Below are 15,622 nucleotides of genomic sequence, written 5' to 3' on the forward strand. Positions count from 1 at the left end.
GCCCAGTCTGATTGGAACGATGGCTTTATCGACAGCGCCCGCAGGCGATGTCCTCAATAATTGCCGGAATCGTTGCATTTTGCGGGTTTAGTGCGCAACCGTCACCCGTAAAGTGTAGTTCCCGGGGATTTGTGGTGCCGCTACTGGCCTCAGGAGCAACACAGAGCCTGAGCGGTACTTGCAACTTCCCGTCCCCACCCGCATAAATTGGCTCATGAACCTGCCCATCCCCGCAGACAGCGCTCTGAACGGTTTCCACCCCGCCGTCAGCGCCTGGTTCAGCAACACCTTCGCGACGGCTACCGCCGCCCAGGCCCGGGCGTGGCCGTTGATCCGCCAGCGCCGTTCAACGCTGATTGCCGCGCCCACCGGCTCCGGCAAAACCCTCACCGCGTTTCTGGCCGTGCTCGACGATCTGGTCCATCGTGGCCTGGAAAACCCGGATGGCCTGCCAGACGAAACCCTGGTGGTCTACGTTTCGCCGCTCAAGGCCCTGTCCAACGACATCCGGATCAACCTGCAAAACCCGCTGGCCGGCATCACCGAGCAGTTACGCCTGATGGGCCTGCCCGACGTGCCGATCAGCACCGCCGTGCGCACCGGCGATACGCCGCAAAAAGACCGCTCGGCCATGCGCAAAACCGCGCCGCACATTCTGGTGACCACTCCGGAATCCTTATACGTGCTGCTCGGCTCCGACTCCGGCCGGAAAATGCTCGGCACCACGCAAACGGTGATCGTCGACGAAATCCACGCCATCGCCGCCAGCAAACGCGGCAGTCACCTGGCCCTGAGCCTGGAGCGCCTGCAAGCGCTTTGCCCGCAACCGTTGGTGCGGATCGGCCTGTCCGCCACGCAAAAACCCATCGAGGCGGTATCGCGTTTTTTGGTTGGCGGTGATCGCGACTGCGAAATCATCGACATCGGCCATGCCCGCCCACGGGATCTCGATATCGAAGTGCCGCCCGTGCCGTTGTCAGCGGTGATGGCCAACGACGTGTGGGAGCTGGTCTATGACCGCCTCGCCGCCCTCGCCCGCGAACACCGGACCACGCTGATTTTCGTCAACACCCGGCGCCTGGCCGAACGCCTGAGCCGACACTTGAGCGAACGCCTCGGCAAAGACGCGGTGGCCGCCCACCATGGCAGCCTGGCCAAGGAGTTTCGCCTGGACGCCGAGCAACGGCTCAAGCGCGGCGAGCTGCAAGTGCTGATCGCCACCGCCTCGCTGGAACTGGGGATTGATATCGGCGACGTCGACCTGGTGTGCCAGATCGCTTCGCCACGCTCGATTGCCGGTTTTCTGCAACGGGTCGGCCGCTCCGGGCACCAGGTCGGCGGCACACCCAAGGGCCGATTGTTCGCCACCACCCGCGACGACCTGATCGAATGCGCCGCTTTGCTCGATTGCGTGCGCCGTGGCGAACTCGACACCTTGTTGATCCCCGAAGCGCCGCTGGACGTGCTGGCCCAGCAGATCATCGCCGAGGTCAGTTGCCAGGAATGGCACGAGCAGGCGTTGCTGGAGATGCTGCGTAAAGCCTCGCCTTACGCCAAGCTCGACGAAAAGCATTATCAGGCGCTGCTGCACATGCTCGCCGAGGGCTACAACGGTCGCCAGGGCATACGTAGCGCGTACCTGCACCGGGACGCCGTAAGCCGCACCTTGCGCGGTCGTCGGGGCGCCAAGCTGACCGCCGTGACCAGCGGCGGGACGATTCCCGACAACGCCGACTACAGCGTGTTGCTGGAGCCTCAGGGGCTGAACATCGGCAGCGTCAACGAAGACTTCGCGGTGGAAAGCATCGCCGGGGATATCTTTCAGCTGGGCAATACGTCGTATCGAATCCTGCGGGTCGAAACCGGCAAGGTCCGGGTCGAAGATGCTCAGGGCCAGCCGCCGACCATTCCGTTCTGGCTCGGTGAAGCACCCGGTCGCAGCAATGAACTGTCGTTCGCCGTGGCCCGCCTGCAAGCGCAACTCGATGAACTCCTCGCCGCCACACCCGGCGATCTGCAACAGGCCCTCGACTGGCTGACCGACACTCTCGGCCTGAACCTCGCCAGCGCCGAGCAACTGGTCGACTACCTGGCCCGGGCCCGCCTGACCCTCGGCGCCTTGCCGTCCCAGGACACACTGGTGATGGAGCGCTTTTTCGACGAGTCAGGCGGTACGCAACTGATCATCCACTCACCGTTCGGCAGCCGCATCAACCGCGCCTGGGGCCTGGCCCTGCGCAAGCGTTTCTGCCGCACCTTCAACTTCGAATTGCAGGCCGCCGCCAGCGAGGACGCCATCGTGTTGTCGCTGTCCAGCAGCCACAGCTTCGAGCTGGACGACGTCTGGCGCTACCTGCACAGCAACAGCGCCGAACATATCCTGACTCAAGCGGTGCTCGAAGCCCCGCTGTTCGGCGTACGCTGGCGCTGGAATGCCGGGGTCGCCCTCGCGCTGCCACGCTACAGCGGCGGCCGCAAAGTGCCGCCGCAGATCCAACGGATGAAAAGCGAAGACCTGATCGCCAGCGTGTTTCCCGATCAGATCGCCTGCGTGGAAAACCTCGCCGGCGAGCGCGAGATTCCCGACCATCCGCTGGTGGAACAAACCCTCGACGATTGCCTGCACGAGGCCATGGACAGCGAAGGCTGGCTGGCGTTGTTGCGGCGCATGGAACAGGGCGATATCCGCCTGATCAGCCGCGACCTGCCGGCGCCTTCGCCACTGGCGGCGGAAATCCTCAGTGCCCGCCCCTACACCTTCCTCGACGACGCGCCGCTGGAAGAACGCCGTACTCAGGCGGTACTCAACCGTCGCTGGAGCGATCCGCAGTCCACCGACGACCTCGGTGCGCTGGACGCCGACGCGATTGCCGCGGTGCGCGACGAAGCCTGGCCAACGCCAACCGGCCTCGATGAAATGCATGAGGCCTTGATGAGCCTGGCGTGCATCACCGACGCCGAGGCCCGGGCCAACCCCAATTGGCTCGAATGGCTGAACACCCTGGCCAACAGTGGCCGCGCCAGCCGTTTGCAGATCAACGCCAAGCAATCGCTGTGGCTGCCACTGGAGCGACTGACCTGCCTGCGGGCGATTTATCCACAGGCCACCTTGTTTCCGTCGTTGGAGGCGTTGCCCGGTTTCGATGAAACCTGGGAGCCGGACGAAGCGGTGCTGGAAGTGGTCCGCGCGCGACTCAGTGCGTTTGGTCCATTGCCGCTGAAAGCGATTGCCGAACCGCTCGGTTTACCGGCGCTTCAAGTCACTCAGGCCCTGGCCCAACTGGAACGCGAAGGTTACGTGCTGCGCGGGCAATTCAGCCCCGGCACCCGCGAAGAGGAATGGTGCGAACGGCATCTGCTGGCGCGGATTCATCGCTACACGGTCAAACGGCTGCGCCGGGAAATCGAGCCAGTGGCGTTGCAGGATTTCATGCGCTTTCTGTTCGACTGGCAGCATCTTTCCACCCTGAGCCGAGGCCAGGGCAGCGCAGTGTTGCCGGCGATCATCAGCCAGTTCGAAGGCTACCCCGCCGCCGCTTCGGCATGGGACAGCGACATTCTACCGGCGCGGCTCAAAGACTATTCGGCGAGCTGGCTGGATGAGTTATGCCGCAGCGGCAAACTGGTCTGGACCCGCCTGACCGCGCGCAACAAGAGCACCGGCACGGCATTGCGCAGCACGCCGATTCTGCTGCTGCCGCGTAATCAGGTCGGGTTGTGGAGCAGCTTGACCGAGCAGACGCCGGTCAACGAGTTGTCGCCCAAAACACAAAAGGTCCATGCAGCACTCAGCCAGCACGGCGCGCTGTTTTTTGATGAGCTGATGCACGAGGCCCATCTGCTGCGCTCGGAACTGGAAATCGCCTTGCAGGAACTGGTCGGTGCCGGACTGGTCAACGCCGACAGTTTCGCCGGGTTGCGGGCGCTGATCACCCCGGCCAGCAAACGCCAGAATCGCAGCAGCCGACGCGGGCGTGGAGCGTTTGTCGGCGGGATGGACGACGCCGGGCGTTGGGCGTTGCTGCGCCGCAGTGCGGTCGCGCCGGTTGTGGATAAGCCGGTTGTGGATAAACAACGCCCGACGTCCACACCCACAGAAACCCTGGAACACATCGCCATGACCTTGCTGCGCCGGTACGGCGTGGTGTTCTGGCGCTTGCTGGAGCGCGAGGCGGACTGGTTGCCGAGTTGGCGGGAATTGCTGCGCACGTTCCATCGGCTGGAGGCCCGGGGCGAGATTCGTGGCGGGCGGTTTGTCAGTGGCCTGGCCGGCGAACAGTTTGCCCTGCCCGAGGCGATCCCGTTGTTGCGTGAAGTCAGGCGGCGCCCCCATGACGGTAGCTTGATCGCGGTGTGCGGGGTCGATCCGCTGAACCTCGCCGGCACCCTGCTGCCGGGCGCGAAAGTGCCGGCGCTGGCGAGCAATCGGCTGGTTTATCGCGACGGCTTGCCGGCCGCCGCCGAGATCGCCGGCAAGCAGCAGTTCTGGCTGGAGCTGGATCAGCAATCGACTACAGAAGTACACAACACACTGATCCGCCACTCCCCCCTGTAGGATTCAACCTCCTGTGGCGAGGGAGCTTGCTCCCGCTGGGGTGCGAAGCGCCCCCAAAACCTGTAAACCAATTTCTCCCGGATGCACCGCGCTGTATGGCTTTGCGACTGCTCCGCAGCCGAACGGGAGCAAGCTCCCTCGCCACAAGGTTTAATACCAGCCGTGAGATATTTGACCTGCACGCAAATATCAAATGCCCATCCCTGTATTTTTCCGCACGCCCCAAACCCCGACACTGCGCTCCATCAATCAATCCATCGGAGTTGCAGCCATGCCCATTGCCTTGCTGGCGCTGACCCTTAGCGCTTTCGCCATCGGGACGACGGAGTTCGTCATCGTTGGCCTGTTACCCACCATCGGCGCCGACCTCAGCGTCAGCCTGCCGTCCGCCGGTTTGCTGGTCAGTTTGTATGCACTCGGGGTGGCCGTCGGCGCGCCGGTGCTGACCGCCCTCACCGGCAAAGTCCCGCGTAAATTGCTGCTGTTGTCGCTGATGGTGCTGTTCACCCTCGGCAACTTGTTGGCCTGGAAAGCGCCGAGCTACGAGTCGCTGATCATTGCGCGGATCGTCACCGGCCTGGCCCACGGGGTGTTTTTCTCAATTGGCTCGATCATCGCCACCAGCCTGGTGCCTAAGGAAAAAGCCGCCAGCGCGATTGCCATCATGTTCACCGGCCTGACTGTGGCGCTGGTCACTGGCGTGCCGCTGGGGACGTTTATCGGTCAGCATTTCGGCTGGCGTGAAACCTTCCTCGCGGTGTCTGCACTGGGTGTGATCGCCTTCATCGGCAGCCTGCTCTACGTACCGAAGAACATCGCCCACAGCAAACCGGCTTCGCTGTTGCAGCAGTTGCAAGTGCTCAAGCAACCGCGCCTGTTGTTGGTGTATGCCATGACGGCGGTCGGCTACGGCGGCTCGTTCATCGCCTTCACCTTTCTGGCACCGATTCTTCAGGACATTGCGGGCTTCAGCGCCAGCACCGTCAGCCTGGTGCTGCTGGTGTACGGCATCTCGGTGGCCGTCGGCAACATCTGGGGCGGCAAGCTGGCGGATAAACGCGGCCCGATCGGCGCCCTGAAAATCATCTTCGCCCTGCTCGCCGCCGTACTGTTCGCACTGACCTTCACCGCCGCCAATCCATGGCTGGCCCTGGCCACTGTGCTGGTCTGGGGTGCGGTGGCGTTCGGCAACGTGCCGGGGCTGCAGGTGTATGTGGTGCGTCAGGCCGAACATCACACCCCGCATGCGGTGGACGTGGCGTCGGGCCTGAACATCGCGGCATTCAACCTCGGCATTGCCGGTGGTGCGTGGGGTGGTGGCTTGATCGTGGCGCATATGGGCCTGATCCATACCGCGTGGATCGGTGGCCTGGTGGTGTTGGTGGCATTGGCACTGACCGCCTGGAGTGGTCGTCTCGATCGATTGGGTCCGGTGTATGCCGAGCCGGCTGAAGGTTCGGCCCGGATCGTTGTCGGGCACTGATAGATCAAAAGATCGTAGCCTTCGGCAACTCCTGCACGCCTGTGGGAAGCTGCCGAAGGCTGCGATCTTTTGCTTTTACCGTCCGTAGCCCCGTCGAAACTTTCTCGCACACCCGGCAGTCATCAAAAGACAGGGCTGTCCGAGGATGGGAGGCGACATGGCGGCGATTCATATCGGCATTTCAGGCTGGCGCTACACGCCCTGGCGGGGAGCCTTCTACCCGAAGGGGCTGACCCACAAACGCGAATTGCAATTCGCGTCACGGGCGGTCAACAGCATCGAAATCAATGGATCATTCTACGCCCTGCAACGGCCCGAACGTTACGCCCAGTGGTACGCCGAAACCCCGGCGGGCTTCGTGTTCAGCGTCAAGGCGCCGCGTTTCATCACCCACATCAAGCGCTTGCGGGAGATCCATAAACCCCTGGCGAATTTCTTCGCCTCCGGGGTGCTGGAACTCAAGGAAAAACTCGGCCCGATCCTTTGGCAGTTCCCGCCCAGCTTCAAATTCGACCCGGAGCTGTTCGAACACTTTCTTGAACAACTGCCCCACGACACCGAACAGGCCGCCGCCCTTGCCCGCCAGCACGAACCACGTCTGAACGGTCACGCCAGCATGAAGGCCTACGGCAAAAAACCAGTGCGTCATGCCGTGGAAATTCGCCACGAAAGCTTCGTCGATCCGGCCTTCGTCCGGCTGCTCAAACGCTACAACACCGCGTTGGTGATTGCCGACACCGCCGGCAAATGGCCGTACCGCGAAGACCTCACCAGCGATTTCGTCTACCTGCGCCTGCACGGCGCCGAAGAACTCTACGCCAGCGGTTACACCCCTCAAGCGCTGCAACGCTGGAGCGAGCGGATCGAGGCCTGGCATCACGGCCAGCAACCGGCAGATCCGCAATTGATCGCGCCCCGGCAAAAACCCAAGACTCGCAGATCCCGGGAAGTGTTCTGCTATTTCGATAACGACATCAAAGTCCGCGCGCCCTTCGATGCCCGCCACCTGCTTGAGCGTTTGCATCTCGACAAAGACCTTGTCACGGCCCCCGGCGAGCCGGTTGCCGAAGGAGCGCTGCCATGAGCATTCCCGAACCGGTCGGCGGAACGGATGAACAGCAACCCATCATCAATGCCGTGAGCCGCTTCACCGTGCTGACGGTCAACACCCACAAGGGGTTTACCGCACTCAATCGGCGCTTCATCCTGCCCGAGTTGCGCGAAGCGGTGCGCAGTGTGTCCGCCGATGTGGTGTTTTTGCAGGAGGTCCACGGCACCCACGAACAGCATCCCCAGCGCTACAACAATTGGCCGGCGATGCCCCAGTACGAATTCCTTGCCGATAGCCTGTGGCCGCAATTCGCCTACGGGCGCAACGCGGTCTACCCGGCGGGCGATCACGGCAATGCACTGTTGTCGAAATTCCAGATCATTCGCCACGACAACCTCGACGTGTCCATCAGCGGCCATGAAAACCGTGGAGTCCTGCATTGCGTGTTGCGGATGCCCGGCGATGGCCGGGAAGTGCATGCCATTTGCGTCCATCTGGGTCTGCGCGAAAGCCACCGGACGGCACAGCTCAAGCTGCTGATCCGACGCCTGGAAGAGTTACCGCAAGATGCCCCGGTGGTGGTCGCCGGCGACTTCAACGACTGGCGCCAACGCGCCGATGCGTTGCTCAAGCCTTGCGGTTTGCGTGAGGTCTTTGCCGAGCAGCATGGCAAACCGGCGCGCAGTTTCCCCGCGCGTTTGCCGGCGTTACGCCTGGACCGCATCTACGTGCGCCATCTCAAGGCCAGCCATCCGCAAGTGCTGGCGGCACGCCCCTGGTCACACCTTTCCGACCATGCGCCCCTGTCGGTGGAGATCGAGTTATGAGCAGCCCATCGATGGAAAAAACCACGGTCGAACACGTCTCCCCTCCTCCCCCCGTGCGCGAGCCTGCGGTGACTGAAGTTGAATACGGCTGGCACGGTAACAACCGGGTCGAGTTGCTGGAAAACGGTGAGGCGTACTTTCCACGGGTGTTTGAAGTGCTGCGCCAGGCCCAGAGGGAAATCCTCCTGGAAACCTTCATTCTGTTCGAAGACAAGGTCGGCAATGAGCTTCAACAGATCCTGATTGAAGCGGCGCAACGCGGTGTGCGTATCACGGTCAGTCTCGACGGCTTTGGTTGTGGCGAACTGAGTACGGCGTTCCTCGCCGCCCTGAGCAACGCAGGCGTGCACCTGCAAATATTCGACCCTGCCCCGCGTCACCTGGGCATCCGCACCAACTGGTTCCGCCGTCTGCACCGCAAGATTGTGGTGGTCGACGGCACGATTGCGTTCCTCGGCGGGATCAATTTTTCCGCCGACCATCTGGCCGACTTCGGCCCCGAGGCCAAGCAGGATTATTCGGTTGAAGTGCAAGGCCCGGCAGTGGCCGATATTCATCATTTCGCCCTGCTAAAAAGCGGTCGACCGGCTCGGGCCAAATACTGGTGGCAGCGCCGCAGGCAGCGGCACGCTGAACTGGCGGTCAGCGATCATGACGGTCAGGTGCGGCTGGTGTATCGCGACAACGCAGAACACCCAAACGATATCGAAGAGGTGTATTTGCAGGTGCTGCGCAGTGCCCGGCGTCGCGTGGTGATCGCCAATGCCTACTTCTTTCCAGGCTATCGGCTGCTGCGCGAGATTCGCAATGCGGCACGCCGGGGGGTCGAGGTGCGCCTGATTCTTCAGGGACAACCGGACCTGCGGGTGGCCAGGCTCGCCGCGCGCATGACCTACGATTACCTGCTGCGGGCCGGGGTGGTGATCTACGAATATTGCGACCGCCCACTGCACGGCAAAGTCGCCCTGGTCGACGAGGACTGGAGCACTGTCGGCTCAAGCAACCTCGATCCGCTGAGCCTGTCCCTGAACCTGGAAGCCAACGTGCTGATCCGCGACCGTATCTTCAACCGCGATCTGTACGAGCGTCTCGACGAGTTGAGCAGCAACCATTGCAAGGTCATGTCGGTGGACACAGCCCCTCGCGGGCGAATCTGGGACATGACCATCGGCTTTCTGGTGTTTCACTTCCTGCGGCATTTCCCCGCATGGGCCGGTTGGTTGCCGGCGCATAAACCGCACCTGAAGCCCTTCATCCACCCACCCGGGAGCGCCAAGGCATGAGCCATTCCCAAGCGCAGCCTGCGTCGCACTCCGACACGCCGGGCAAACACCACTGGCACCGCTGGAAAAGGCCGCTGACGATGCTGTTTTTCCTGGCGCTGATCGTATTGTTCACGATGCTCGCCCAGCGCATCGAATGGAACGAAGTGTTCGATACCCTGGCTGATTTCAAAGTACGCACGTTGATCATTGCGTCAGGTGTGACCCTGGCAAGCTTTCTGGTCTATGCCTGTTTCGACCTGATCGGGCGCACCTACATCCGGCAGAACCTGACTTGGCGGCAGATCCTCCCGGTGGGGATCATCAGCTATGCCTTCAACCTCAACCTGAGCGCCTGGGTCGGCGGCGTCGCCATGCGTTATCGGCTGTATTCGCGGCTCGGCGTGAGCAAAGGCAACATCGCAAAAATCCTCGGGCTGAGCCTGGCGACCAACTGGTTCGGCTACATGGTGATTGCCGGCGCGGTGTTCAGCAGCGGCCTGATGCGAATGCCGCCGGGCTGGAAAGTGAGCAGCAATGCACTGCAGGACGTGGGGATTTTGTTGCTGTTGTTGAGCATGGGATATCTGGCGGCCTGCCGGTATTCCAGGCGCCGGAAATGGTCGGTTCGCGGCGTGGATATCATTCTGCCGTCGCTACGCATGGCAATCCTGCAACTGGCCCTCGGCGCACTGAACTGGGCGCTGATGGCGGCGGTGATCTTCACGTTGCTGCCGAGCAAACTGGACTATCCGCCGGTGCTTGGTGTGTTGCTGATCAGCGCCATTGCCGGGGTCATCACCCATATCCCGGCCGGGCTCGGTGTGTTGGAGGCGGTGTTCGTGGCGCTGCTGCAGCACGAAGTATCGCGGGGCAGCCTGGTGGCGGGGTTGATCGCTTATCGGGCGATCTATTTCATTCTGCCGCTGCTGATAACCGTGGTGATGTACCTGGTGGTGGAAGCCAAGGCCAAGTCGTTGCGGATCTCGAAGAAACCTCGGTGAGATGTGGTTTGCCCGCGAACGACCGCAAGACCACCGCCTCTCTCAACTCGATTGAATGATGCTCAACCGCTCACCCACCACCATCTCGGTGATCCAATCCACCAGAATCGAGGTGTACGCCTGTTGCGAAACCGGGTCGCTCAAGGCGTGATCCGCACCATCGATGATCCGGTGAGTCAGCGAGTGAGTCTGCTGACACGCGGCGCGGTAACTCATGATCGTCGCGTGGGGTACATAGGCATCGGTCTCGGACTCCACCAGCAACACATCCCCGGTGAATTGCGAACAGGCGTGCAACGCGCGATTGCTGTCGGCGCGCACCAGCGTGCCGCGATAGTCGCGCAAGTCGGCTTTGTCCAACTCACGCTTGGGCGTGTGCCACAAGTCGTCGCGATACAATGCCGGCACCCGCAGCGCCAACCAGCGCACCGGACGCAACGTCGTCAGGATCGCCGCCAGATAACCGCCATAACTGGTGCCGACCACCGCGATCGCAGAGGTGTCGAGCGCCGGGTGGGCGAGCAAACGGTCGTAGGCTGCCAGCAGGTCGCGCAGGTTGTCTTCGCGGGTGACCCTGGACAACGGAATGCCGGTCCCGCCGGTATGGCCACGCAAGTCGAACGTCAGGCACACACAACCCAATCCGGCAATGCCTTTGGCCCGCTCCAGGTCGCGCTCCTGGCTACCGCCCCAGCCGTGGACGAAAAGCACCCCCGGGACTTTCGATTTGGGGCTGAGGAAGGTCCCGCTCATCTGTTCATCGTCGATGTCGATCTGAATGGTTTCGCTTCTAGCCGTCATAGGATTTGACCGTCACGTACTTGAGAAGAAAATCACTGTGTTCCGCCGGCCCGCGGTACACCTCGATAGCGTTCGCCGGCAGCGTTTGATCGCTATAGGTTTCGACCGAGGACACGCGAATCGCACGCAGGCCGGGGTCGTGGACGAAGCTTTGCAGCGCCGCGACTTCAGCGCTGCTGGCACCGCCCAAACGCCAGGATTGTTCGAGCACGCCGCTGCGTTGTCGGCCGTTGCAGTCCAGCCCCTGGGCGATGTCGTAGTTGCGCCGCGAAGCATAGAAACCGGGGTAGGCTTCATCCGCCGCACTGTCGAATACCTGTGCCTGCTGGATCGCCAGCCTCACGTCATCCGGCAGTTCCAGCGCCAGCAGGTCCTCATAATACCCCTGCACCACCAACAGGTTGGACCCTCCATAAACCTGCTCGCCCTGAGCGTCTTCGGTCAAGTATTGATCACCGCAATAACTCAGCACTTTGTCGCCGATGAAGCTTTGGCCGACGCTGTGGGTGATCACCTCGGTCAAGTCCTGCTCCAGCACCACGCCTTCGGTGAACAGTGTCTTGGCCTCGGGGCGAGCGAGGATGGCGTCGAACTGGTCAAGGCTCTTGATCACTTCCTGACCGCGTCCGGCGCAGGCGTGAATAGGCTTGATGCGGATCGGGCCGCTGTAGAGCAGGTGCTCCGCCGCCGGGCGCGCATCGTCCAGGGAGAACACGCTGAGGCCATCGAGCACGACGCTGCGCACCCGTTCGCAAAACAACGTTGCCCAGCCTTCGGGCGCGAACGCATAGCGGTTCAACAGCCCATGACTGATGGCTTTGGTGCAGATGAAATCGTGGTCGACGTAACCGCCCCACAAATCCTCCGGCCCTTTGACGCCCAGCTTCCGGGCGATAGCGGCGCCCACCAGCGTCTGGGTCGGCAACAGATAGCGGTCACGACCGCTGTGCAGTTGCGGGTCGTAACTGCCGCCGTATTCGAGCCCGACGATCTGCGCCAGCCAACGAGCCAGCGCCCGATTGGTTTCAACTTCGTGCAGCGGGGCATCGGGCCGTACCGAATGGGCGAGTACCAGTTTCTTGCGATTTGTTGGGGTCATGCGTCCCCCTTCAATCTGCGTTGGATAAATGTAGCTGGAGGGGTGCAGGGATCAGGCCAATGGCGGCTGATGAAGAACGACTGTTAAATCAGCCGGTTGCCCAGACAGTAATGGCATTACGCCTGTTTGATTATGCACGACGCCCTTCAGGAGTCCGGCATTTTGCACGACTCAAACCTCCCACATTTTCTTGATCTGGCGTGCTCTGGCTACCGGGCCACAACAGCTGGCGGCGTCACGCCAAACCGCGTCCGGTAATCACTCGGCGCCAGCCCGGTAATCTTTTTGAACGTCGCACGAAACGCACTCGGGTCCTGATAACCCACGGTCCAGGCAATGTGATCAATGGTGCCGTTGGTGAATTCGAGCATCTCGCGCGCCTTGCCGACGCGCAGGTGCTGGCAGTACTCGGTGGGTTTCAACCCGGTCGCCGCACGGAATCGCCGCAGGAAGGTGCGCTCTTCCAGCCCCGCCCGTTCGGCCATTGCCGCCAGCGAGACATCGACCGCCCCGGTGCTTTGCAGCCAATGCTGGACCTTGAGAATCGAGGCATCGCCATGGCTGAGAATCGGTGAAAAATTACTGCCGCATTCGCTCGCGCTGTCGCTGTGCTCCACCACCAGAAAGCGTGCCGTGCTGGTGGCGATGCTCGGCCCCAGTAAACGGTTCACCAGGCGCAATCCCAGCTCTGACCAGGCCATCAGCCCGGCGGTGGTGATCAGATCGCCGTCGTCGACGATGGGCGTGTCGGCCTTGAGCTTGATCGCCGGGTAACGCTCGGCGAAGGCTTTGGCAGAGGTCCAATGAGTGGTGGCGCTACGGCCGTCGAGCAGGCCGCTTTCAGCCAACAGGATCGACCCCACGCAAACCCCGCCCAACGTCGCACCACTGGCGTGTTGCTGACGAATCCAGCGGATCAGCCCCTGCGGTGCCTGGCCCTCGGAAAAGCCGCCAATCGACGGCGGGATCAACACCGCGACCAACGCTTCGGCCGGGCCGGGTTGACTGTCATAGACCCGCTCTGGCACCTGATCGCCCTCGACCCGCCAATGACTGACCCGCAACAACGGCAACTGCGCTGTCTGATGCTCGGCGGCAATCCGGTTGGCCACCCCGAACAGATCCGTCAGCCCATGCACCGCCGCCATCTGCGCGCCGGGATAGATCAGCACGCCCAATTCGACGACTGCCCTTTCTACGCCCATTGTCAGTTTTCCCCCTTCTATTGTCGGTGCGGCCAATCCTCGGACGGCCTGCAGAACCTGATACTTGAATCACACCCAACAAGCACTTCGAGGAAACACTCATGGCCAAGCAAGCACTCATCGTAGTCGATATCCAGAACGACTACTTCCCCCAGGGCAAGTGGCCTTTGGCGGGCGCCGATGCCGCCGCAGACAACGCTGCACGGCTGATCCAGGCCTTTCGCGAGGCCGGTGACGCGGTGGTGCACATCCGCCACGAATTCACCTCCGACGCCGCGCCGTTCTTCACTCCGGGCTCCGACGGCGCGAAGCTGCACCCCAAAGTCCTCAACCGCGCCGATGAACCGGTGGTGCTCAAGCACTTCGTCAACGCGTTCCGCGAAACCGAACTCAAGGCCATCCTCGACCAGCAAGGCATCGAACACCTGGTGGTGGTCGGCAGCATGAGCCACATGTGCATCGACGGCGTCACCCGTGCCGCAGCGGACTTCGGCTATACGGTCACGGTGATCCACGACGCCTGTGCCACCCTTGATCTGGAGTTCAACGGCGTCACCGTCCCGGCCGCCCACGTTCACGCCGCCTTCATGTCGGCTTTGGGTTTTGCCTATGCCAGCGTGGTGTCCACCGATGACTTTCTGGCTGGTTAGATGAGAAGCTCGTTCTACAGGATTGCGCTTAACTGATCGGAATCATGCTGCTTCCCTTCTTTTTCATACACCTGCGCAACCGTCGAAAAATCTCACGCGTGAGCTATTGAGGGCTGCAAAAATAGCCTGTAGTGTTATCACGCGTGAGTTTTTCACAACGGGATCAGCACCATGAAAAGCAGCTCTCCATCAGATCCGCCTACCGGGTCTGTTACCGATTCAGCGAGCCGCAAAGGAGAGCGCTCGAAACCCTCCGCGAAAAAACCATCGAGCTTTTACATGAAGCAGATGCGCGCGGGCCTGGGTGCCGCCGGCTATGTGAAACACGAGACTTGGGTGCTTCCCGAAAATCGAAGCCTGCTCAAGCAGATGGAGAAACAGCTACGCCAACCGATTCTGGCTGGCTCATTCATGTCGGAGAATTACATGAGCGCAGGTAATAACTGGAACATCGATCGCCTCTACAGCGCCCTCCAGGCCCTCGACGAAGTGGTTGCGAACGAAATCACCCTCTCCCTCGTTCAAGGCTCCGAATCCAGCATCAAGCTGGAAATGAACGATTTCGGTGGCTTGCCGATTTACATCGCGGTGGTTGGCGATCAGATCATCGTCGATACGGTCCTGGTCGATGTCGAATCGATCAACAACGTCCCGGCATTCAATGATGCCGTTCTGCGCAGCCGGGAAATGTTCCCGCTGTCCTCGATCGGTATCGAGTCCATGCCCAACGGGCAGGTCGTTTACAACATGTTCGGCGCGCTGAGCTCCGACTCCAGCCTGACCAACGTTGTGACTGAGATCAAAACCCTCGTCGACAACGTCCAGCGCGCCAGCGAAGCCTTTGAACGCTTCTTCAATTAATTATTCGGGAACAGGATATATCCAATGACTCAGTCCATCTGGAGCAAATTGTTCACCGCGCTGCGTGGCGGTGCCAACGAAGTCGGCGAATCGATCGTCGACCAACAGGCCCTGCGCATTCTCGACCAGGAAATTCGCGATGCTGACAGCGCGCTGGCCAACGCCAAGCGTGAGCTGGTCACCATCATGGCCAAGCACAAACTGTCGGCTGACCGCGTCAGCGAGTACAACGCCAAGATCAAGGACCTGGAATCCAAAGCCCTGGCCGCCATCCAGGCCAACCGCGAAGACTTGGCACTGGAAGTGGCCGAAGCCATTTCGACCCTGACCAATGAACTGGATGTCGAGCAAAAGCAGGCCACCGAATTCGGCGGTTACGCCGACAACATGCGCAAAGACATCACCAAGGCTGAAAACCGCATCAAAAGCCTGCGCCAGCAAGTGGACATGGCCAAGGCTCGTGAAAGTGTACAGAAAGCCCAGGTCAGCGCCTCGATCGCCAGTGGCGGCGCCAACGGCAAGCTGGAAACCGCCGTCGGTACACTGAACCGCCTGCAGGCCAAGCAGCAGCAACGCGCCGCTGAACTGCAAGCCCAGGACGAACTGGCCGATGCGTCGACCGGCACCGACCTGGAGCGCAAACTGCGCGAAGCCGGCATCACGCCGGACGAAGGCAGCGCCAATGCGATCCTGGAACGCCTGAAGAAAAAATCGGCCGAGTAAGCAATACCCCAGCAGAAAGGGCATTCATTGCCCTGATGCCAGTCAGTCAAGTGCACTGACCCTGTGGCGAGGGAGCTTGCTCCCGCTGGACTGCGCAGCAG

At 61.7% G+C, this 15,622-nt stretch carries 12 protein-coding genes; 9 read left to right on the forward strand and 3 right to left on the reverse strand.

The genetic code is table 11. The features are described 5' to 3' along the window. Positions 1-214 precede the first annotated feature (214 nt). The 6 genes from AC1DIS_RS19490 to AC1DIS_RS19515 all read left to right on the forward strand — a co-directional run bounded on the left by AC1DIS_RS19490 (position 215) and on the right by AC1DIS_RS19515 (position 10,182). Positions 215-4,555: a DEAD/DEAH box helicase gene (locus tag AC1DIS_RS19490; protein WP_477743832.1), complete on the forward strand. Its 4,341-nt coding sequence runs from the start codon at positions 215-217 to the stop codon at positions 4,553-4,555. A 271-nt stretch (positions 4,556-4,826) separates the two neighbouring features. Further along, positions 4,827-6,038, forward strand: a complete 1,212-nt coding sequence (locus tag AC1DIS_RS19495) for an MFS transporter (protein WP_477743831.1) — start codon at positions 4,827-4,829, stop codon at positions 6,036-6,038. Between the two features lie 157 nt (positions 6,039-6,195). Next, entirely contained in the window at positions 6,196-7,122 is a 927-nt protein-coding gene (locus tag AC1DIS_RS19500; RefSeq protein ID WP_018925675.1) for a DUF72 domain-containing protein, read from the forward strand. Next, a complete protein-coding gene (locus tag AC1DIS_RS19505) occupies positions 7,119-7,916 on the forward strand; it encodes an endonuclease/exonuclease/phosphatase family protein (protein WP_018925674.1) in 798 nt (265 codons plus the stop codon). Before AC1DIS_RS19500 ends, AC1DIS_RS19505 begins: the two co-directional genes overlap by 4 nt. Then, entirely contained in the window at positions 7,913-9,199 is a 1,287-nt protein-coding gene (gene clsB / locus AC1DIS_RS19510; protein WP_477743830.1) for a cardiolipin synthase ClsB, read from the forward strand. Before AC1DIS_RS19505 ends, clsB begins: the two co-directional genes overlap by 4 nt. Beyond that, positions 9,196-10,182 (forward strand): lysylphosphatidylglycerol synthase domain-containing protein, encoded by a 987-nt coding sequence (locus tag AC1DIS_RS19515; protein ID WP_086945168.1) that lies wholly within the window; start codon positions 9,196-9,198, stop codon positions 10,180-10,182. The genes clsB and AC1DIS_RS19515 overlap by 4 nt, the downstream gene beginning before the upstream one ends. A 42-nt stretch (positions 10,183-10,224) precedes the next feature. Here AC1DIS_RS19515 and AC1DIS_RS19520 read toward each other — a convergent pair whose 3' ends face one another. From AC1DIS_RS19520 to AC1DIS_RS19530, 3 genes are all read right to left on the reverse strand, one after another. Continuing rightward, complete coding sequence (locus tag AC1DIS_RS19520; RefSeq protein WP_018925671.1) at positions 10,225-10,983, reverse strand: alpha/beta hydrolase family protein; 759 nt, start codon at positions 10,981-10,983, stop codon at positions 10,225-10,227. Then, on the reverse strand, positions 10,973-12,082 hold the full coding sequence (locus AC1DIS_RS19525; protein ID WP_477743829.1) for a DUF3182 family protein: 1,110 nt from the start codon (positions 12,080-12,082) through the stop codon (positions 10,973-10,975). The genes AC1DIS_RS19520 and AC1DIS_RS19525 overlap by 11 nt, the downstream gene beginning before the upstream one ends. Positions 12,083-12,291: 209 nt before the next feature. After that, entirely contained in the window at positions 12,292-13,287 is a 996-nt protein-coding gene (locus AC1DIS_RS19530; protein ID WP_477743828.1) for a GlxA family transcriptional regulator, read from the reverse strand. Positions 13,288-13,388: 101 nt separating this feature from the next. Between AC1DIS_RS19530 and AC1DIS_RS19535 the strand changes: the two genes are divergently transcribed. The 3 genes from AC1DIS_RS19535 (at position 13,389) to AC1DIS_RS19545 (ending at position 15,521) form a co-directional block, all read left to right on the forward strand. Continuing rightward, the gene (locus AC1DIS_RS19535) at positions 13,389-13,937 is read left to right on the forward strand and encodes a cysteine hydrolase family protein (RefSeq protein ID WP_018925668.1); all 549 of its coding nucleotides are present in this window, start codon (positions 13,389-13,391) and stop codon (positions 13,935-13,937) included. A 279-nt stretch (positions 13,938-14,216) separates the two neighbouring features. Next, entirely contained in the window at positions 14,217-14,798 is a 582-nt protein-coding gene (locus tag AC1DIS_RS19540; protein WP_086945165.1) for a YjfI family protein, read from the forward strand. Between the two features lie 24 nt (positions 14,799-14,822). Beyond that, positions 14,823-15,521, forward strand: coding sequence for a PspA/IM30 family protein (locus tag AC1DIS_RS19545; protein WP_007933675.1), 699 nt, complete (start codon positions 14,823-14,825; stop codon positions 15,519-15,521). Positions 15,522-15,622 lie beyond the last annotated feature (101 nt).

It is taken from the genome of Pseudomonas sp. 05N433, assembly GCF_056396925.1.